This window comes from Pseudactinotalea sp. HY160, assembly GCF_009372055.1.
GTDB lineage: Bacteria > Actinomycetota > Actinomycetes > Actinomycetales > Beutenbergiaceae > HY158.
The window spans coordinates 46,155-65,102 of the sequence record NZ_WHMT01000014.1 but is presented as its reverse complement, the minus strand read 5'-3'; the positions used below and the strand labels follow the sequence as shown (position 1 = coordinate 65,102).

Sequence of the window (18,948 nt, the reverse complement as noted above, 5' to 3'; positions counted from 1 at the left end):
CCGGTCGCCACAGAACGAGGAGTGCCACGATGGGCGACCTGGGAAGGGAGACGGACGATGTGGCACTCGAGTAGGACGCCTCAGCTGGGTCGGCATGTGCCCGCGGCCCTGGTCACGGCGCTCTTGCGCATCGGCGCCACGTGGCGCATCCCACTCGCCGGTCGAGATCTCCGGGCCATCCTCCCCGCAGCGCCGGCCGCGGATACGTCGACCATTCCCGCGTGCGGTTCATGACCGATGCGCATCGCGGAGTCCTCGGGCTCCGGGTTCGCGCCCGGGGGCGCCTCGCGCCCGGTTCCGGCACGCGCCCGTTACACGAGCCGTTCGTCGGCAACCGCAGCATCCGGCTCGCCGGCGACCTGCCGGCCTCGGCCGCGGAGCTGCCGGTGGAGGTGTCGGCCCGCCTCACACCGGACGGCCTCGTGGCCACGGCGGTCCGTCCCTGCGATCCCGCCGAACTGGCCGATCCGCACCCGGCGAACGTCCTGCGCGGGCTGCGCCGCCGGATCGACCCCGGCCTCGTGTCACCGGGCGCCGATCCCACGTCACCGCGACTGACCGCCGCCCTCGACGAGTTGCTCGCCGCGGGCCGGATCCGCGACCGCACGCGCATCAGCCTCGCCCGCGGGGTACGGGTGCTGGTCGTGGTGGTGACCGGGGGCGACGTGCGGGAGGAGCTCGAGCGGGTCGACCCGCTCGGGGCGAGCGCCGTCGTCCTCACTCCCGCGCGCTGGAGCGGGGACGAGGAGGCCGAGGCGCGCGCGCTGCTCGACCTCATCCCCGAGCCGGACGTCGTCGCGAGCGGCAGGGGAATCACCGCTCACGGCGATGTGGGCCTGCTCCTGCGCACTGTTCACGCCCCGCCCGAGCCGATCTCCGCGGCGCTCGCACGGCTGCCGACCGGGCTCGTGACGCTCACCAACTGGATCGAGCCGGACTAGGTTGGAGGAGTGAATCGGATTGTGATCGTCGGCGCCGGCCTCGCGGGACTGCGCACCGCAACGGAACTACGGGAGCGCGGATACGACGGCGAGGTGGTCGTGATCGGCGACGAACCGCATCCGCCGTACGATCGCCCGCCCCTGTCCTCCGAGCTGCTCACCCGCGCCGAGCCGCTCTGGCTCGCCGACGACCTGGGCACCGCCTTGGCCGACGTGGCCGATCGGGTGATCACCGGCCGCGCCGCCCGCCTCGAGCCGGGGGCCGAGTCGGTCGTGATCATGGACGACGGCGCTCGCCTCGAGGCGAGCGCGGTCGTGCTGGCCATGGGGTCGGCGCCGGTTCGCCGCTGGCCCGAGCCGCTCACGCTGCACACGCTCGAGGACGCGGCGCTGCTGCGCGCGGCACTCGCCTCCCCGGCGCGCCTCGCGATCATCGGCGCCGGCTGGATCGGATCCGAGGTCGCCGGGCAGGCGGGCGCTGCGGGCCACGAGGTCACGGTGTTCGAGGCCGGGCCGGCGCCGCTGGCCGACCACATCGGCGTCCGCGCCGGGGACTACACCCGGGCCTGGCACGAGGCCGCTGGGGTGGACCTACGCACCGACACCCCCGTGCACGCAGTCGACCCGGCGGGCGGCACGGGCGCCGGCCTGCGCGCGATCGTGCGCACCGGGGACGGCGACATCGAGGCCGATGCGGTGCTCGCCGCGACCGGGGTGCGCCCGAATACCGACTGGCTCGCCGGCTCCGGGATTCCGGTGACCGAGCGCGGTTTCGTGCCGGTCACCGTCGACGGCCGGGTGTCCCCGCGCGACGCAACGGTCGAGGCCACCGGCGCGGATGCGCCGCGGGTCTGGGCGGTGGGCGACGTCGCGCTCCGCGACCACCCCCGGCACGGCCCGCTCGCCGGCGGCCACTGGTTCTCGGCGCTGCGCGATCCGGCCGGTGTGGCCGCGGGGATCCTCGGCCCGGAGCGCGCGGAGCCCGCGCCGAACCTGCTGGCCCCGGAGGTGTTCTCGGACCAGTTCGGCCACCACCTCGAGCGGATCGGGGACCTCGCGGGGCCGGGCGGCACCGAGGTGCTGCGCGGGGATCCGGGCGCCGGCTGGACGCTGCTGCAGCTCCGCGGGGACCGGCTCGTGGGCGCGATCGTGGCCGACTCCCCCCGGGACACCTCGGCGGTGCGCAAGGCGTTCCAGCGCGCCGGCGAGGACTACCCGGGAATCGACCTGGACCTGGCCACCGACCTGGCCGTCCAGCTCCGCAAGGCCCTGACGTAGCGGCCCCGATCCACCCCGGTCGGCGGGCTCGGGGCCGCTGCCGGCGTCGGCGCGCGACGCCCGGGGTCAGTGCGCGAAGTGACGCGTGCCGGTCAGGTACATGGTCACCCCGGCGGCCGTGGCCGCGTCGACGACCTCCTGATCGCGTACGGAGCCGCCGGGTTGGACGATCGCCCGCACCCCGGCGTCCATGAGCACCTGCGCGCCGTCGGCGAAGGGGAAGAACGCGTCGGAGGCGGCCACGGAGCCACTCGCCCGCTCCCCCGCCCGCTCGACCGCGAGCCGGCACGAGTCGACGCGGTTCACCTGCCCCATCCCCACGCCGACCGCGGCGCCGCCGGCGGCGAGCAGGATCGCGTTCGACTTGACCGACCGCACGGCCCGCCAGGCGAACGCGAGGTCGGCGAGGGTGGCCTCGTCTGCGGCCGCGCCGGTGGCGAGGGTCCAGTTCGCGGGGTCGTCCCCCGCGGCGTCGATCCGGTCGATCTGCTGGCTCAGCAGCCCGCCCGCGATCTCACGCTCGGCCACGGCCGCCGCGGCACTGCCGGCGCCGCCGGCGACCGTGAGGATGCGGATGTTCTTCTTGCGGGAGAGGATCTCGAGCGCCGCCGGCTCATAGCCGGGCGCGAGCACGACCTCGGTGAACACGCCGGCGACCTGATCGGCCATCTCCTCGGTCACGACGGCGTTCGCGGCGATCACGCCACCGAACGCGGAGACCGGATCGGTCGCGTGCGCCCGCGCGTGCGCCTGGGCGATCGTCTCCCCCACGGCGACCCCGCACGGGTTGGCGTGCTTGATGACGGCGACGGTCGGGGTGTCGCCGTGGTCGTGCGCGGCGCGCCAGGCGGCGTCGGCATCGACGTAGTTGTTGTAGCTCATCTCCTTGCCGTGTAGCTGGGTCGCACCGGCCAGTCCCCCGCCGCAGGCATCCGTGTACAGGGCCGCGCCCTGGTGCGGGTTCTCGCCGTAGCGCAGCACGCGCGAGCGCTCCCAGGTCGCGCCCTTCCAGCCCGGGAAGCCGGTGCCCTCGTCGTCCGGGGCCACGACCGTGCCGAGCCACGTGGCCACGGCCACGTCGTAGGTGGCGGTGTGGCGGAACGCGTCGACGGCGAGGCCCGCCCGGTCGCGCGAGTCGAAGCCGCCGGCGGTCACCGCCGCGAGCACCGCCTCGTACCGGGTCGGGTCCACGACGACCGCCACGCTCGCGTGGTTCTTCGCCGCTGCACGCACCATGGACGGGCCGCCGATGTCGATCTTCTCGATGCAGTCCTCGATGCCGGCGCCGGAGTCGACCGTGTCGGCGAAGGGGTAGAGGTTGACCACCACGAGGTCGAACGGGGCGATCCCGAGTTCGTCGAGCCGGCGCACGTGCTCGGGCAGGCGCCGGTCGGCGAGGATGCCGGCGTGGATCTTCGGGTGGAGGGTCTTGACCCGGCCGTCGAGGCATTCGGGGAAGCCGGTCACGTCCTCGACACCGGTGACGGGCACACCGGCCGCGGCGATGGCCTGGGCGGTCGACCCGGTGGAGACGATCTCGACGCCGGCCTCGTGCAGGCCGGCCGCGAGTGCGGCCAGGCCGGTCTTGTCGTAGACGGAGACTAGGGCGCGGCGGATGGGTAGGCGGTCGGACACGACGAGACTCCAGGGATAGGTGTGGCACCGGTTCGGTGGTCCACCGCGGCCCAGGCGATCGGCTCGCATCGGAGGTCAGGTCGTGGCCGCTCCCAGGTGGTGCTCCACCTCAACGCCAGTCGCGGCCGGTCCCATCGTAACAACTCCCCGGCGGGGCCCCGGTCAGTCGGCCGGCGGGGGCTCGTCGCGGGCGAGGAGCGCGGTGGCGCTCTGGGAGCTGAGGCCGGTCGCCTGGAGGAGGTCGACGGTGAGCGAGCGCATGATGATCACGAGGGTCTGGAGCCGCCAGCCCGCCTCGTCGAAGCGCTGGGGCGCGAGCCGGCCGGCGACCCCGGCGAGCGTCTCGCGGGCCGGCAGGGTGCTCGTTCCCGATCCGAGGGCCCGGCCGAGCTCCTCGGTTCCCTCGGCGATCCGGGTGAGCCAGGCTGAGATCCGCTCGTCGCCGCCGGCGCTCATCGCGGTCACGCCGCGGCGGGCGATCACGCGGGCGTTCCTCATCGCGCGGTCGGCGAAGAGGTTCGCGTGCTGCAGGTCGGCGAGTTCGGGCTGATAGTGCCGCGAGGCCGGGGAGATCCGTACGGACTGGCGGGCGTTGCGCACAACCTCGGACCATTCGTCGAGCACGCCCTGCGTGGCGCGCCCCGCGATGAGCGCGTCCCGGATCGGCTGCTCGTCACCGGTGGCCACGCCACGGGCGAGCAGGCGCAGCAGCTGGGCCAGGTCGCTCGTGCTCGCACGGGCGAGCTGACGGGCACGCCGCTGGGCGTCCCCGGGGGTCAGCGCGGCCACGAGGAGGGCGAAGCCGCCCCCGATGAGGGCGTCGAGCCACCGTCCGGCGGCCCCGCCCGTGGCGCTGATGACGGGCAGGGCGACGATGACGATCCCCTGCACGCCTGCCTGCACGGTGAGCATCGCGCCGCGGTCGACGAACCGGGCCAGGAGCGCGGCGACGACGATGACCACGGCGATCTGCACGGGCCCGGTTCCGAGCCCGGCGGCGATGAGCTCGCCGAGGGCGACGCCGAGGGTCACCCCGATCGCCAATTCGGCGACCTTGCGGATCTGCCGACTCGGGCTGAAGCCGAGGCACACCCACGCGGCGATCGGCGCGAAGAACGGCTGCTCGTGACCGAGGCCGTAGTGGGCGACCGCCCAGGCGACGCCCGCCGCGACGGCCGCGACGAGCACGGGCAGGGCTGCGGACCGGACCCGCCGTCGGCCCTGGCGCGCGTGTTGACGCGCGAGCACGAGCAGGCGTCGCCGGTCGAGTCGCTCCTCCGGCTCCCCCGAGATGGTCATCCCGTCATGCTAGGGCCGCGTCCGACCCGACCTGGCATGCCGCTTCCGACGGCCACTCTCACAACTTGAACATCAGTTCACAAGGTCAGACATACTATGTAGCATCTGAGGGGTTCACCGTCGATCCACCTGGAGTCACAATGGCTGTGTTTTTCCGGCGCTCCCGACGAGCTGCCGCGGCCGGCGCCGCATTCGCGCTGAGCCTCATCGGTCTCGCCCCCGCGGCGTTCGCCGACCCCGGCGACCCCGGCGCCCCCGCGGGCGGCCCGTGGGACGTCGACACGACCCTCCCGGCTAGCTACGCGGACCAGCGCCTGGCCACGGGAGGCAGCGAGGGCTTCACGTGCTACCGGATCCCCGCCCTGACGACGGCGGGCGACGGCACCGTCCTGGCCGCCTGGGACGGGCGACCGGGCGGCTGCGGCGACGCCCCCAATCCGAACTCGATCGTGCTGCGCACCTCCGACGACCACGGCGAGACCTGGTCCGCGCAGCGGACGATCGCCCAGGGCCACGGCGACCCCGACAAGCTCGGGTTCTCCGATCCGTCCTTCGTGGTCGACCGGGAGACCGGGGAGATCTTCACGTTCTTCGTCATGTCCCATGACTGGGGCTGGCACCAGGGCGGCTCGAACCCGCCGGCGAACGAGCGCCAGGTGATGGACGCCGTCTACATCTCCTCCCGCGACGGCGGCCAGACCTGGTCCGAGCCGGTCGAGGTGACCGGAGCGCTCGACCCGGGAGGCGCGGGCGAGGTGTTCAACGGCCGGTTCGCCGCCTCCGGTGAGGGCATTCAGCTGCGATACGGCGAGTACGCCGGCCGGCTGATCCAGCAGTACACGGTCCGGGACCTGAGCAGGGGCGGCGGCATGTACGCGGTCTCGCTCTACTCCGACGACCACGGGGCCACGTGGCACGCCGGCGCCCCGGTGGGCCCGAACCTCGACGAGAACAAGGTGGTCGAGCTCTCCGACGGCCGAGTCATGCTCAACTCCCGTTCCTCCGGCCGGAGCGGCGGCCGCTGGATCGCCTACTCCTCCGACGGCGGCGAGACCTACACCGATCCCGTGTTCGACACGAACCTTCCCGACCCGCGCAACAACGCCTCGATCATCCGCGCGTTCCCGAACGCGGACCAGGGCAGCGACGAGGCGAAGGTGCTGCTCTTCTCCAACGCGAACGCCACGAGCCGCTCGAACGGCACGATCCGGGTCTCCTACGACGACGGGCAGACCTGGCCCGACGCGAAGGTGTTCGAGCCGGGTGGAATGTCCTACTCGACCTTGACGACGCTCGCCGACGGATCCATCGGCCTGCTGTACGAGCCGGGCGGCCAGAACATCCAATTCGCCCGATTCACCTGGGCCTGGCTCGACGCCGCCGGGGTCACGATCACCGCGGCCGACCGCGCGCTCCACCGCGGCGACGACAGCATCGACCTGACCATCGGCAACCTCGGACCGGCCGGCGACCTGCCCGCCGGAAGTCTGAGCATCGACGGAACGCTCGAGGTGACCGCGGCCGACGTCCCGGTGCCGGCCATCGCGGCCGGCGCGCAGGCGACGATCACCGTGCCGGTCACGATCGGGGAGTTCGTGGACCCGGGCGACCTCCACGTCACCGCCGCCTACACCGCGGGCGGGACGAGCATCGATTCGCCCCTGACCCTGCCGGTGCAGCTCCAGGACGGACAGATCGCCTCGACCGCGATCCCGCAGTCGGCATTCACGGCCTCCGCCTCGTCGACGCCGCAGCCCGGCCATGGGCCGGAGAGCATGTTCGACGGTGACACCGGAACGCGATATCACACCGCGTGGTACACCGGCACGGACGACACCGAGGTCCCGGGCGGCTTCACGGTCGACCTGGGCGATGCCCAGGATCTCGCCTACATCACCCTGGTGCCCCGCGCCGACGGCCTCAACGGCACGATCGGCCGGTACCGCATCCTCAGCGGAACGGACGCCGACTCCCTCACCGAGCACAGCACGGGCACGTGGCCCGCGAATTCGGACCCGAGGCGCGTGTACTTCGGCGATGAATCGACTCGCTACGTGCGGGTCGAGGCCGTGAGCACCTACGGCGACACCGCCGACAAGTGGATCTCGGTGGCCGAATTCGAGGCCCGCCGGGTCGGTCGGGAGCCGCTCCTGGACATCTCGCTCACCCTCGCCGGCGAGCCGGCCGACTCGTACGCGGTCGGCGACCGGATCCCGGTCGCGGCCCACGTCGAGAACACCTCCGACGAGACCCTCGACGCCGTCCCGCGTGCCGGCGAGTGGCGGGGACTGTACCCGGGTTGTCGCTACGTCGGCATGGAACCGGGCTTCGGCTACGACTGCACGGCCGAGTACGTCGTCACGCAGGCGGATCTGGACCGCGGGTACGTCGATCTGGGCCAGACCTGGGCCGTGGACGACGAGAACATCGCCCAGAACCCGGCCACGGATCCGATCCAGGAATTGGTCATCGCGGGCCCCCGGGTCAACCTGGGCATTCACGCGACCAATCTCGGCGCCTGGAACCCTCCCGCGCCCGCGGAGATCGTGGCGGGCACGCAGCTCACATATCGATTCCAGTACTCGAACACGACGAACGCGACGGTCGCGCTCGTGCCGATCGAGGGTGACTTCAGCGGCTTCCACATCACCGAGACCCCGAACTGCCGCTACGGCGCCCTGGCTCCCGGAGCCGACCCGATCTGTTCCACCGCGGTGTACACGGTGACCGCCGACGACGTCTCCGCGGGCTTCATCGCGCCGCCCGCACGGTTCGCCGTGGGCCCGAACGCGTCCGGGGCCGATCCGTTCTTCGTGCTCGACGTGCCCGCGCCGCGGATCGACCTGCCCGAACCGGCGGCGTCGCCGACGATCGCCACGATCTCCGGGGTCGAGGGCGTCACTGTCGCCTACGGCACCTCCGAGGCCGACGCCCTCGCCGCCCTGCCCGCGACCACGACCGTCACCGACAGCGACGGCGGCACCCACACCGTCGACCTCACCTGGACCATCGCGGACTATGACGGCCACCGGGCGGGCGATCATGCCGCCATCGCCGTCTTCGCCCTCCCCGACGGCCTCACCCAGACCGACCCCGCCACCCCCCTCGAGGTGGCGGCCACGATCACGGTCGACGTGGACGAGAGTGACGGCACCGACGGCGGCGACAGCGATGACGGCGACGGCTCGGATACCGGCGGGAGCGACAGCGACGGTGGCAATCCCGATACCGGCGACAGTGACGGCGCCGGCAGCGGCACCGACGCAGGGTCGGGATCGGCGGGCCCGGCCGACCCGACCGTGCCGACCGACCCGACCGTTCCGGCCGACCCGACGGGATCCGCCGGGGCCGCGGCCGGCGCGGACCAGGCGCCGCCTCAGACCCCGGGCGGGGAGCTGCCCGACACCGGCACGGCGGTCGGCACGATCGCGCTGCTGTCGGCGGCCCTCGCGGTCGCGGGCGCGGTGTTCGTGCTCCGAAGTCGCCGCCGATCCGCCTGATCGGCGGATCGCCCGGCCCCACACCGAACGAGCGGCACCCCGCGGGGGCCGCTCGTTCGGCGTATCGGGTCGTTCGGCTTGTCGGGCCTCAGCCGGCGCCGAGCACGACCCGGCGCCCCTCGATGCGCCAGCCGTCGCGGCACAGCCGGCCGAGGTGGTCCACGAGCTGGGCACGCTCGGCGACCTTGATCCGCTCGGTCAGGGTCTCGACGGTGTCGTCGTCGGCCACCGGGACGGCGACCTGGGCGACGATCACGCCGGTGTCGATGCCTGCGTCGACGATGAAGAGGGTCGCCCCGGTGAGCTTGACGCCGTACTCGAGCGCGTCCCGCGGGCCGTGGATGCCGGGGAACGCGGGCAGCAGGGTGTTGTGCGTGTTGAGGAACCGGCCGCCGAACTCCGCGAGGAACTCGGCCCCCACGAGCTTGAGGAAGCCGGCGCTGATGACCAGGTCGGGGTTGAACGCGGCGACCCTTGCCGTGAGCGAGCGGTCCCACTCCGCCCGGTCGGCCGCATCACCGACGCGCGTGACGAAGGTGGGGATCCCGGCGGCGGCCGCGAGCTCGAGCCCGCCGCAGTCCCGGTCGGCGCCGACTGCGACGATCCGGGCGCCGTACCCCTCCACCCGGGCCGCGTCGATGAGCGCCTCCAGGTTCGATCCGCCACCGGAGACCAGGACCACGACGCGTGCACTCACGGCAGGTGAGCCTACCGGCATCCTCCCCCGGCGCACGATTTCTTCCCCCCGCCGGGGGTCTGCGAGACTGGAACCGGCCGGAACCGGCCGATCGTCGGAACCGGCGATGCCCCGACGAGCCGACGAAAGCACGGTGAGACGTGAGCGCGAGCAGCGACGACTCGTCCGAGGACGAGCGCAACGAGCCCGCCCGGAACCCCTACGCGGCCCCGAAGCACGGCGCGCCGACCCCGCCGCCGCGGGCGCCCGAACCACGCCGGCCCGCCGAGTCCCAGCGGCCGGGCGAGCCGAACGGCCCGCGGCAGGGAATGCCCGAGCTGCCCGACAAGGAACAGCTCAAGGAGCTGGGTCGCTCGCTCGCCTGGTTCGGCGCCGCGATGCTGGGAACCTTCCTCGCCTCCCAGCTCCCGCTGCCGGTCGGCGCGGCGACCCCGGTGCTCGGCGTGGCCACGATCTGGCTCGGGGTCCGCGCGATCATCCGCAGCCGGAAGATCTCGACCCGCAACCTCCTCACTCCGATGGCGATCATGGGCATCGTGCTGGCGCTGCTGCTCACGCTCGCGGGCACCTCACGCGTGGTGCTGTGGCCGATCGAGGTGGCCAAGCAGGAGTGCCTGCAGCTCGCGATCACCAACACGGCCAGGACCGAATGCGTGAACGAATACAACACGGCCCTGCAGGAGCGGCTCGACTCCCTCACCCCGGGGAGCTGATCACGCTCGCCTGATTCGAGCGTAGGGACGACGCACGCGCGCCTTTCGCGGTCGCCGAGCCCGTCGCCGGACTAGTCGGCGACGGGGGTGCCCCGCACCTGCCGCCACCACATCCGCAGCCAGCCCGCCGCCGCCCGCACTCCGGCCGCGGTCGCAGGGTGCAGCACCGTGCCCAGGACGGCGATCCCGGCGCCGAGCTGCCACCACGCGGCCAGCCCCACCGCGACCGCGGAGGCTCCCCAGTGCGACATCCGCCCCGGTCCGGCGGCACCGGCCGACAGCCCCTGCACCGCCGCGAGCAGCGTCGCCGCCACGAGGGCGGCCAGCGCGGCCACGAGCCACACCTGCCACAGGGGCAACTCCCGTGTGCGCCGGTGCAACCAGAGCCCGCCCAGGAGGCCGACGAGGAGACCGGCGAGCCCGAGGATCGGCAGCGTCGCCACCATCGAGTCGGGATCGGGCAGCGCCCCGAGGATCGGCAGCGCCGGCAGCGGGCCGGAGACCACCTCGCCCGGCGCGAAGAGCGTGTCGGCGCCGGCGGCGAACCCGGGCCCGAGGAGGAACGCGGTCGCCCACACGATGAGCGTGGGCAGGAGCAGCAGGTCGACCAGCACCGTCACTGCGGTCGAGATCGGGTCGGTGCGCAGGCTCTCGTGCAGCGCCGTGATGAGGTCGAGTCCGGCGACGACGCTCGCGAGGGTGGCGATCGTGGCGACGGCGGTCAGCGCGAGCGCGGCCAGCACTCCGCCGCGCAGCGCGAGCCGGGGCACGACCCCGACCCCGCCCCACAGCCGCGCGAGCCACGCGAGGCGCGGGTAGCGTCCCCGCATGCCCAGCACCGCGCCGGCGGCGGGCACGCCCACCCCGCCGAGGAGCGCCGTCCATACGCCGTCGAGGGAGGCGAGCTGGGCGAGCAGCGCCGTGAGCACGGCGTAGGTGACCACGGCGAAGCCGACCGCCCCCCATGAGTCGAGGCGGGCGCGGCGCAGCGACGCCGAGGTGAGGAGCACGGCCAGCAGGGTGACGCCCACGGGCACGATGCTCACCGCGCCGGCGGCCAAGGTGATCGTGGCGCCGTGGCCGAGCAGCCACAGGCCGGTCCCGGCCCGGGCCGCCTCGATCCAACTCGCCGAGCCGAGTTCGGGCGATGCCGCGGTGGCGACGTAGGTGGCCACCGCGGGAACGACGATCGCGAGCCACGAGCCGAGCGCGGCCTCCGCGCCGCCGAGGACGCCCCGGAGCCAGAGCTGCGGCACCAGGGCACGCAACCGGGAGTCGGGACCGGCCGGGTCGTGGTCGACGACGCGGCGCGTCGAGGTGTCAGTCATCGTCTCTATCGTGAACGACGTCCGCCCCGCCGCAGGTGCGGCGGGGCGGTGTGTCGTGCAATCGCGCGGGCGGGGTCAGCCCTCGAGGATCTCCCGCACGAGCAGGGCGGTCTCGGAGGGGGTCTTGCCCACCTTGACGCCGGCGGCCTCGAGGGCCTCCTTCTTCGCCTGGGCGGTGCCGGAGGATCCGGAGACGATGGCCCCGGCGTGGCCCATGGTCTTGCCCTCGGGGGCGGTGAATCCGGCGACGTAGCCGACGACGGGCTTGGTCACGTGGGCCTTGATGTACTCGGCCGCCCGCTCCTCGGCGTCGCCGCCGATCTCGCCGATCATGACGATGACCTCGGTGTCGGGGTCCTCCTCGAAGCCGGCGAGGGCGTCGATGTGGGTGGTGCCGATGACCGGGTCGCCGCCGATGCCGATCGCGGAGGAGAAGCCGAAGTCGCGCAGCTCGTACATGAGCTGGTAGGTGAGCGTGCCGGACTTGGACACGAGGCCGATTCGGCCCGCACCGGCGATGTCGCCGGGGATGATCCCGACGTTCGACTGGCCGGGGCTGATGAGGCCCGGGCAGTTCGGGCCGACGAGCCGCACCCCGGCCTCGGCCGCGAGGTTGTAGAACTCCGCGGAGTCCTTGACGGGTACGCCCTCGGTGATGATGACCGTGAGCGGCATGCCCGCCTCGATCGCCTCGACCACCGCGGACCGGGTGAACTTCGGCGGCACGAACACGACCGAGACGTTCGCGCCGGTGGCGGCCATGGCCTCGGCCACCGTGCCGTACACCGGCACGGCCCGGGTCTCGCCCTTGATGTCGAAGTCGACGGACGTGCCCGCCTTGCGCGGGTTCACCCCGCCGACGATCTGCGTGCCGTAGGCGAGCATCCGGGTCGTGTGCTTCATGCCCTCGGAGCCGGTCATGCCCTGGACGACGACGCGCGAGGAGTCGTTGAGGAAGATTGCCATTGTCTTGAGTTCTCCTAGCTTCGGGCGACTCAGGCGTTCGCCAGCTCGGCGGCCTTGTCGGCGGCGCCGTCCATGGTGTCGACGAGGGTGACGAGCGGGTGGTTCGCGTCGGCGAGGATCGCCCGGCCGGCGTCGACGGAGTTGCCGTCGAGGCGCACGACGAGCGGCTTGGTGGCCGCGTCGCCGAGGATCTCGAGGGCCTGCACGATGCCCGAGGCGACCTGGTCGCACGCGGTGATCCCGCCGAAGACGTTGACGAAGACGCTCTTGACCTGCGGGTCGCCGAGGATGACGTCGAGGCCCGCGGCCATGACGGAGGCGGACGCGCCGCCGCCGATGTCGAGGAAGTTGGCGGGCTTGACGCCGCCGTGCTTCTCGCCGGCGTAGGCCACGACGTCGAGGGTGCTCATGACCAGGCCCGCGCCGTTGCCGATGACGCCGACGGCGCCGTCGAGCTTGACGTAGTTGAGGCCTGCCTCGGCGGCCTTCGCCTCGAGCGGGTCGGCCGCGGCGGAATCCTCCAGGCCGGCGTGCTCGGGCTGGCGGAACTCGGCGTTGTCGTCGAGGGTCACCTTGCCGTCGAGGGCGATGATCTCGCCCGCGCCCGTCTTGACGAGGGGGTTCACCTCGACGAGCGTGGCGTCCTCGGCCGCGTAGACCCCCCACAGCTTGACGATCGCCGCGGCGACCTTCGGCGCCGTCTCGGCGTCGAAGCCGGCGGCGGCCACGATCTCGTCGGCCTTGGCGGCGTCGATGCCCACGTTCGGGTCGATCGCCACCTTCGCGAGCGCCTCGGGCCGCTCGACCGCGAGCTGCTCGATCTCCATGCCGCCCTCGACGGAGCACATCGCCAGGTAGCGGCGCTCGGCCCGGTCGAGCAACACGGAGAAGTAGTACTCCTCGGCGATGTCGGCGCCCTCGGCGATCATGACGCGGTGGACCGTGTGGCCCTTGATGTCCATTCCGAGGATCTCGCCGGCGCGCTCGGCCGCCTCGTCCGCGGACTTCGCGATCTTGACGCCGCCGGCCTTGCCCCGGCCACCGGTCTTGACCTGGGCCTTGACCACGACGACACCGCCGTCGGGTGGGAGCAGCTCGGCCGCCGCCGACTTCGCCTCCTCGGGCGTCGTTGCGACGATGCCCCGCAGCACGGGCACGCCGTGCTTCTCGAAGACGTCACGCGCCTGGTATTCGAACAGGTCCACTGAGCCTCGCTCCTCGAAAATGTCGACAGATGAACGTCGTGCCTCGGCAACGAGGCCCTCCCCAGACTAACGCCGCGCGAGCCCGGCCGCCCACGAGATCCCCTCGGGGGTGGCGTGAGGCGGGTCACGCGTCGGCGCACTCACCGCGTATGGACGGCGCTGCGCAGCTCCCGTTCGTCCACGGCGACCGGCCCGCGCGTATGCACCGATTCGAGGGCGGCCTGCGCGATCGCCACCGAGACGACCCCGTCGAACGGCTCGACCCGAGCGGGCGCTCCGTCGATCGCGGCGAGCAGATCGCGCAGCTGGGCCGTGAAGGGGCTGTCGGCCGGGTCCCCGGCGGGGATGTAGGCGGCCTCCCCGGTGCCGGTCGGATCGAGGGTGAGGCTGCGGGCGTCGAGGGTGGAGTGTCGCAGGGCGGCGGTCGTGCCGTGCAGGTCGAATCCGGTGGTGAACTCCAGGCCGGGCGGCCCCCAGTAGCCGGTCACCTGGCTCGTCGCGCCGCTCGCGTGGGTCAGGGTCACGGCCGCGGTGTGCACGGGCGCGGGCGGCTCGCCGGACCCGCTCGCGGTGCCCGTCGTGCCCGTCGTGCGGCGGGCGTACACCTCGGTCACCTCGCCGGCGAACCAGCGGGCCTGGTCGAGGTCGTGCACGAGCTGATCCATGATGATCCCGCCGCTGGCGGCCTCGTCGTAGAACCAGGCGCCGGCGGGCGGGGCCGTGCCGGCGCGCAGGAATCGGGTGGCGAGGACCTCGCCGATCTCACCCGCGGCCACGCGGGCACGGGCCTCGGCATAGGCCGGGAAGTACCGCACGACGTGGGCGGGGAACAGCACGCCCGCGGACGTGGCCGCGGCGGCCGCGATGTCGATCGCCTCGGCCACCGTGCGCCCGAGTGGCTTCTCGCACACGACGTGCCTCCCGGCGGCGAGCGCGGCGAGGGCGTACTCGCGGTGGGTGGCCGGCGGCGTGAGGATCCCGACGATGTCGCTGCCCTCGATGAGCTCGCCGACGGTCGCTGCCGCCCGGGCTCCGACCCGCTCGGCGGCGGCGCGCGCCCCGGAGCGGGAGTAGAGGGTGAGATCGGATCCGAGCACCTGCCAGCCGGCGATATGGGCGGCGGAGATCCCGCCGGTACCGATGAGCCCCACCCGTGGCCGTCCCGATCGACTCCGCACGCACGCTCTCCTTCGTCGTTGAACCGGCCGTGAGTGACCGCGGCACGCCATCCCTGCGGTGCTCGGGCTCACGCTACCGTGGGCAGGTGGGCAGACAGCCCGCGAGCTGCCGGGGGCCGGGGACGCTCGAGCCGACGTCGCCCGCGTGCCGTTCCTACTGGTAGGGCCCGGGCGGCATCTGGCGCGGATCGCCGCCGGGACGCATGGGACTGGGGCCCGGCTGGTACCCGCCCTGCCCCGGGGGCGGGTTGAACGCTCCGCGCTCCCGGGCCCGCATGATCCCGTTGGTCACCGCGGCGCGGATGATCAGGTAGAAGATCCAGATCACCAGAGCGAAGATCGTCAGGTAGATCACGATGCCGATGAGCAGCATGACGCCGGCGCCGGCGAAGCCCCAGTCGGGAAGGTTATTCATAGCGGCCGCCTTTCGTTGGAGGTAGCCCGAACCCTAGCGGGCGCGGGCTCGCCCGGCGCACGAACGCGAGGTTTCGTCGAGGTCGACGGGGCGGGACGGCCTCAGCCGCCCGTGGCATCCGGTGCCGGCTCGGTGGAGGGTTCGGTGGCCGGCTCATCGGACGGATCTGTGGCCGGCCCGGCCGAGGTGTCCTCGGGCGCCACGTCCAGCCCGAGCTCGCCGAACGCGTCCTGCACCACCGCGGAATACAGGTACATGCCCTCCATGTCCGGGTGGGTCCGATCTGGCTGGAGCCGATCGGGGTGCTCGGTGGCCGCCTGGTGCCAGTCGGCCACCGCGACGTTCTCCCGCGCGGCGGCGACGGCCGCGAGGTTGTCGTTCGACTCCTCCACCCAGAAGCTCGAACCATAGATGTTCACGAGCACGACGGACCGGTCGGGGCCGAGGGCGTCGAGCGTCGCATCGATGAGGGCGACGTCGCGGGCGCCCGCATTCGTGCCGGCGGCGATGATCACGACGTCACGCACCGTGCCCGCGGCCAGCGCGTCGTCGATCGCCTCCGCGACGGCGGGCCACTGCCGGTTCGACTCGGCGTCGATGTCGATCCCGGGCAGCTCGGCCGCGAGCGCGGGGGCGGCAACGTAGAGCATCGAGTCGCCGAAGGAGCTGATGTCCGACCCGGTGATCTCCCCGGTCACCCGCTCGGAACCGTCGGGTGTGGCGGCGGCATCGGTCTGAGCGGCCCCGCCGACGTACTCGGCGGCCTCCGCCATCGCACGTTCGAGGCTGTTCTGGGTCGGGGCGGTGGCCCAGGCCACGACGAAGGCCGCGAGCACCGCGGCACCCGCCGCGGCCGTCACGACCTTGCCGCGCGGGCGGCGGGCTCCGAACCAGGCGCGGGCCCGGCGGAGGGTCTCGATGAACCCCAGGCGGCGCACCGGGTTCTCGATCCACGTGAACGACGCGGCGGCCAGGGCGATCGTCAGGCCGACCGCGAGCATCTTCCCGGCCCACCAGGCGCCCGAGTCCGCCGTGGCCGCCGGGAGGACCGCGGTCACGATGAGCAGCACCGGCCAGTGCCACATGTAGATCCCGTAGGAGCGCCGGCCGATCCACGCGAGCGGTCCGGCCTCGAGGATCCGCGTGAGCGGGCTCGGCCCGCCGGGAAGGGCCGCGATGATCGCGGCCGTCGCGAGGGAGGCGAGGACCAGGCCGCCGCGATAGGCGAAGGGGGCTGCGCCGTCCACACGCATCATGAGCACGACGAGCGCGATCGCGCCGGCACCCGCGCCGGCGAACCGCCACCGCTGCCATGCGCGGCCGCGGAAGAACCGGGGGCCGTCGGGCGCGAGGGCGAGGGCGAGCCCCGCGCCGATGAGCAGGCCGAACGCGTGGGTGTCGGTGCCGTAGTAGACGCGGGTGGGGGCGTCCGGGTCGAGCAGGAGCGCCATGGCGAGCGCGCTGGCGAGGGCTCCGGCGGCCAGCAGGCCGATGCGCAGCCGGGTGCTGCTCACGGCCGCGAGCAGGACCACGGTGATCACGGGCCAGACGAGGTAGAACTGCTCCTCCACCGCGAGCGACCAGAAGTTGACGAAGAGGTTCGGGGTGGCCGCCTCGAAATAGGAGGAGCCGGCGCCGATCTCGAGCCAGTTGTTCGAGAACGTGACGGCGCCGATGATGTGACGGCCGATGTCCACGAGCAGGTCACCGCCGGCGACCAGGGCGAGCACGGTCGAGGCGACCACGACCGTGACGAGCGCGGGCAGGAGCCGGCGGGCGCGCCGCACCCAGAAGGCGGGCAGGTCGATGCGCCCGTTCTTGGCGAGTTCGCGCAGGAGCAGGGTGGTGATGAGGTAGCCGGAGATGACGAAGAAGACGTCGACGCCGATGAAGCCGCCCCGCAGGCTCGCCGGGCGCACGTGGAAGACCAGCACGGCGATGATCGCGATCGCGCGCAGCCCGTCGAGCCCGTGGATGCGCCAGGGCGTGGGTGGCGTGCCGGCCATTCGGCCGCGGCGGGCTGTACCGGTCGAGCCGGTCGGGCCGGTCGAGCCGGTCGGGCCGGTCGAGCCACGTCCCTCGGGCCGGGTTGCCCGTGACCGATCACGGGTGACGGCTGGTGCTGCCACGGCGACCTCCGCTCACGATCCCCGCGGGCTCGGGCCGCGGTCTTGAACTCAAGGCTAGGCCGCGGCACCGACATCACCTACGCGCCACGAGCGGCGTGGCGCGATTCACCCCGGCGATGGCCGCGCCGCCGGCCTGGCGTTCGGGGGCGGCGTGCCGACCTCGTCGATGGTGTGGCCCTCGCATGGCGTGGTCGTGACGCCCGCTCGCTCGATGCGGTCGACCATGAACCAGCGAACCGCGCCGCGCAGGCGACACCAACCGATCAGGTACCAGCGGCCGTTGGTCGAGGCGAACAGCATGGGCTCGACGTCGCGACTGGTCGTCGCGCCCTCCCCCGACGTGTAGCGGATCCGAAGGACCCGCTGGTCGGCCATGGCCTCCTCCAACGCAGACCTGACGGCCCGCGACGACGACCGCGTCGCGTCGACCCACACGCGCTGCGCCAACTCCTCGGCCCGTGTCCGGGTCCGGGGATCGAGCACATCGACGATCTTCCGGACCCCGGCGGAGGCCAGATCGGCGTAGGGGGCGTCGGGCGCGGCCGCGACAGCCGCCAGGAGCGCGACGGCTTGAGCCGGGGACAGGGTCACCGGTGGGAGTGAGGCACCCGCCACCAGCCCGTACCCACCGCCGGGACCGGGGCGCGACCAGATCGGTGCACCGCTGCTCTCCAGCGCCGCCACATCGCGCTTGACCGTACGCACGGACACCCCGAACTCCGCCGCGAGCGTCTCGGCGGTCCAACCCCGCGCTCCGCCGCGGCGCAGCATCTCCGACAGCGCGTGGAGCCGCTCGGCTCGCTTCACCGGAACCACCAGGCAGACTTCATGCCGGAAATGGTGACACACACCTGTCCGGCGGCCCTGAGAACATCGAGACATGACAACGACATCGACCCCGAGCGACCCCACGATCATCCTCATCCCCGGCCACTGGCTGGGCGCCTGGGCCTGGGATGACGTGCTCGAACACCTGTCGGCCGCGGGCGCGGCGGCCACCGCGGTGACCCTTCCGGGCCTGGACGAGCACGACCCCGAGCGATCGTCCAAGACCCTGGCGGACCAGGCTGCGGCGATCGAGGACGTCGTGACTCGGGCGGCAGGTGGCCAGGGTGTGGTTCTCGTGGCTCACAGCGGCGCGAACGCCCCCGTCACCCTCGTTCTGGACCGATGCCCCGAGCTCATCCGCCGAGTGGTCTGGGTCGATTCCGGGCCGGTCGCCCCCGGAAGCGTGTTCGCGCCCGATGTGCCGGAGGACCTGGCGGAGCTTCCGCTGCCTCCCTTCGACGTTCTCGGGGAGCAGGCCGGCCTCGAGGGCCTGAGCGCCGAGGTGCTCGACCGCTTCCGGTCCCGGGCCGTACCGGAGCCCGGCCCCGTGCTTCGTGCGCCGGTGCACCTGACGAACGCTGCGCGGCTGAGCGTGCCGACCACGCTCGTGTGCTGCTCGATCTCGAGCGCGCAGGTGCTGGAGCTCGCCGAGGCCGGCCACCCCGTGTTCGCCGAGGTCGTCGAGTTCGAGCACCGGGAGTTCGTCGACCTGCCCACGGGGCACTGGCCCATGTGGAGCCGCCCCCGAGACTTGGCCGAAGCGATCCACTGCGCTGCCACCCGGGCCGCCTGAACCGCGACCGTCCGCCCTCTCTCCCGGCCGGCCCCGCAGGTCA

At 73.1% G+C, this 18,948-nt stretch carries 15 protein-coding genes and 1 riboswitch; of the genes, 5 read left to right on the top strand and 10 right to left on the bottom strand.

Annotated elements, in window-relative coordinates:
* Nucleotides 1-230 precede the first annotated feature (230 nt).
* Together GCG21_RS12500 and GCG21_RS17325 are read left to right on the top strand one after the other, a co-directional pair.
* On the top strand, nt 231-941 hold the full coding sequence (locus tag GCG21_RS12500) for a hypothetical protein (RefSeq protein ID WP_152910017.1): 711 nt from the start codon (nt 231-233) through the stop codon (nt 939-941).
* A gap of 9 nt (nt 942-950) precedes the next feature.
* Entirely contained in the window at nt 951-2,219 is a 1,269-nt protein-coding gene (locus tag GCG21_RS17325) for an FAD-dependent oxidoreductase (RefSeq protein ID WP_152910016.1), read from the top strand.
* 66 nt (nt 2,220-2,285) lie between these two features.
* On the opposite strand, the gene purH is transcribed toward GCG21_RS17325, so the two are convergent.
* On the bottom strand, nt 2,286-3,854 hold the full coding sequence (purH, locus tag GCG21_RS12490; RefSeq protein WP_370517503.1) for a bifunctional phosphoribosylaminoimidazolecarboxamide formyltransferase/IMP cyclohydrolase: 1,569 nt from the start codon (nt 3,852-3,854) through the stop codon (nt 2,286-2,288).
* A 41-nt stretch (nt 3,855-3,895) separates the two neighbouring features.
* Nucleotides 3,896-3,987, bottom strand: a riboswitch (ZMP/ZTP riboswitch).
* Between the two features lie 29 nt (nt 3,988-4,016).
* Complete coding sequence (locus tag GCG21_RS12485) at nt 4,017-5,153, bottom strand: aromatic acid exporter family protein (RefSeq protein ID WP_152910014.1); 1,137 nt, start codon at nt 5,151-5,153, stop codon at nt 4,017-4,019.
* A gap of 140 nt (nt 5,154-5,293) precedes the next feature.
* On the opposite strand from GCG21_RS12485, the gene GCG21_RS12480 reads away from it, so the two are divergent.
* Nucleotides 5,294-8,653: an exo-alpha-sialidase gene (locus GCG21_RS12480; RefSeq protein ID WP_152910013.1), complete on the top strand. Its 3,360-nt coding sequence runs from the start codon at nt 5,294-5,296 to the stop codon at nt 8,651-8,653.
* Nucleotides 8,654-8,741: 88 nt separating this feature from the next.
* On the opposite strand, the gene purN is transcribed toward GCG21_RS12480, so the two are convergent.
* The gene (purN, locus tag GCG21_RS12475; protein ID WP_370517502.1) at nt 8,742-9,350 is read right to left on the bottom strand and encodes a phosphoribosylglycinamide formyltransferase; all 609 of its coding nucleotides are present in this window, start codon (nt 9,348-9,350) and stop codon (nt 8,742-8,744) included.
* Nucleotides 9,351-9,490: 140 nt separating this feature from the next.
* Here purN and GCG21_RS12470 point away from each other — a divergent pair, with 140 nt between their 5' ends.
* The gene (locus GCG21_RS12470; RefSeq protein WP_152910011.1) at nt 9,491-10,063 is read left to right on the top strand and encodes a hypothetical protein; all 573 of its coding nucleotides are present in this window, start codon (nt 9,491-9,493) and stop codon (nt 10,061-10,063) included.
* Nucleotides 10,064-10,134: 71 nt separating this feature from the next.
* On the opposite strand, the gene GCG21_RS12465 is transcribed toward GCG21_RS12470, so the two are convergent.
* The 7 genes from GCG21_RS12465 to GCG21_RS12435 form a co-directional block, all read right to left on the bottom strand.
* Nucleotides 10,135-11,391 (bottom strand): DUF6350 family protein, encoded by a 1,257-nt coding sequence (locus tag GCG21_RS12465; protein WP_152910010.1) that lies wholly within the window; start codon nt 11,389-11,391, stop codon nt 10,135-10,137.
* Between the two features lie 75 nt (nt 11,392-11,466).
* Entirely contained in the window at nt 11,467-12,357 is an 891-nt protein-coding gene (sucD, locus tag GCG21_RS12460; protein WP_152910009.1) for a succinate--CoA ligase subunit alpha, read from the bottom strand.
* Nucleotides 12,358-12,386: 29 nt separating this feature from the next.
* Complete coding sequence (gene sucC / locus GCG21_RS12455) at nt 12,387-13,562, bottom strand: ADP-forming succinate--CoA ligase subunit beta (RefSeq protein WP_153878722.1); 1,176 nt, start codon at nt 13,560-13,562, stop codon at nt 12,387-12,389.
* A gap of 140 nt (nt 13,563-13,702) precedes the next feature.
* Entirely contained in the window at nt 13,703-14,740 is a 1,038-nt protein-coding gene (locus tag GCG21_RS12450) for a Gfo/Idh/MocA family protein (RefSeq protein WP_194165078.1), read from the bottom strand.
* Between the two features lie 154 nt (nt 14,741-14,894).
* Complete coding sequence (locus GCG21_RS12445; protein WP_152910007.1) at nt 14,895-15,155, bottom strand: hypothetical protein; 261 nt, start codon at nt 15,153-15,155, stop codon at nt 14,895-14,897.
* Nucleotides 15,156-15,256: 101 nt separating this feature from the next.
* Complete coding sequence (locus GCG21_RS12440; RefSeq protein WP_152910006.1) at nt 15,257-17,284, bottom strand: acyltransferase family protein; 2,028 nt, start codon at nt 17,282-17,284, stop codon at nt 15,257-15,259.
* Nucleotides 17,285-17,389: 105 nt separating this feature from the next.
* Nucleotides 17,390-18,091 carry a YafY family protein gene (locus tag GCG21_RS12435; protein WP_153879286.1) on the bottom strand — a complete coding sequence of 234 codons (702 nt, stop codon included), beginning with the start codon at nt 18,089-18,091 and terminating at the stop codon, nt 17,390-17,392.
* Nucleotides 18,092-18,164: 73 nt separating this feature from the next.
* Between GCG21_RS12435 and GCG21_RS12430 the strand changes: the two genes are divergently transcribed.
* Nucleotides 18,165-18,905, top strand: coding sequence for an alpha/beta fold hydrolase (locus tag GCG21_RS12430; RefSeq protein ID WP_152910005.1), 741 nt, complete (start codon nt 18,165-18,167; stop codon nt 18,903-18,905).
* Nucleotides 18,906-18,948 lie beyond the last annotated feature (43 nt).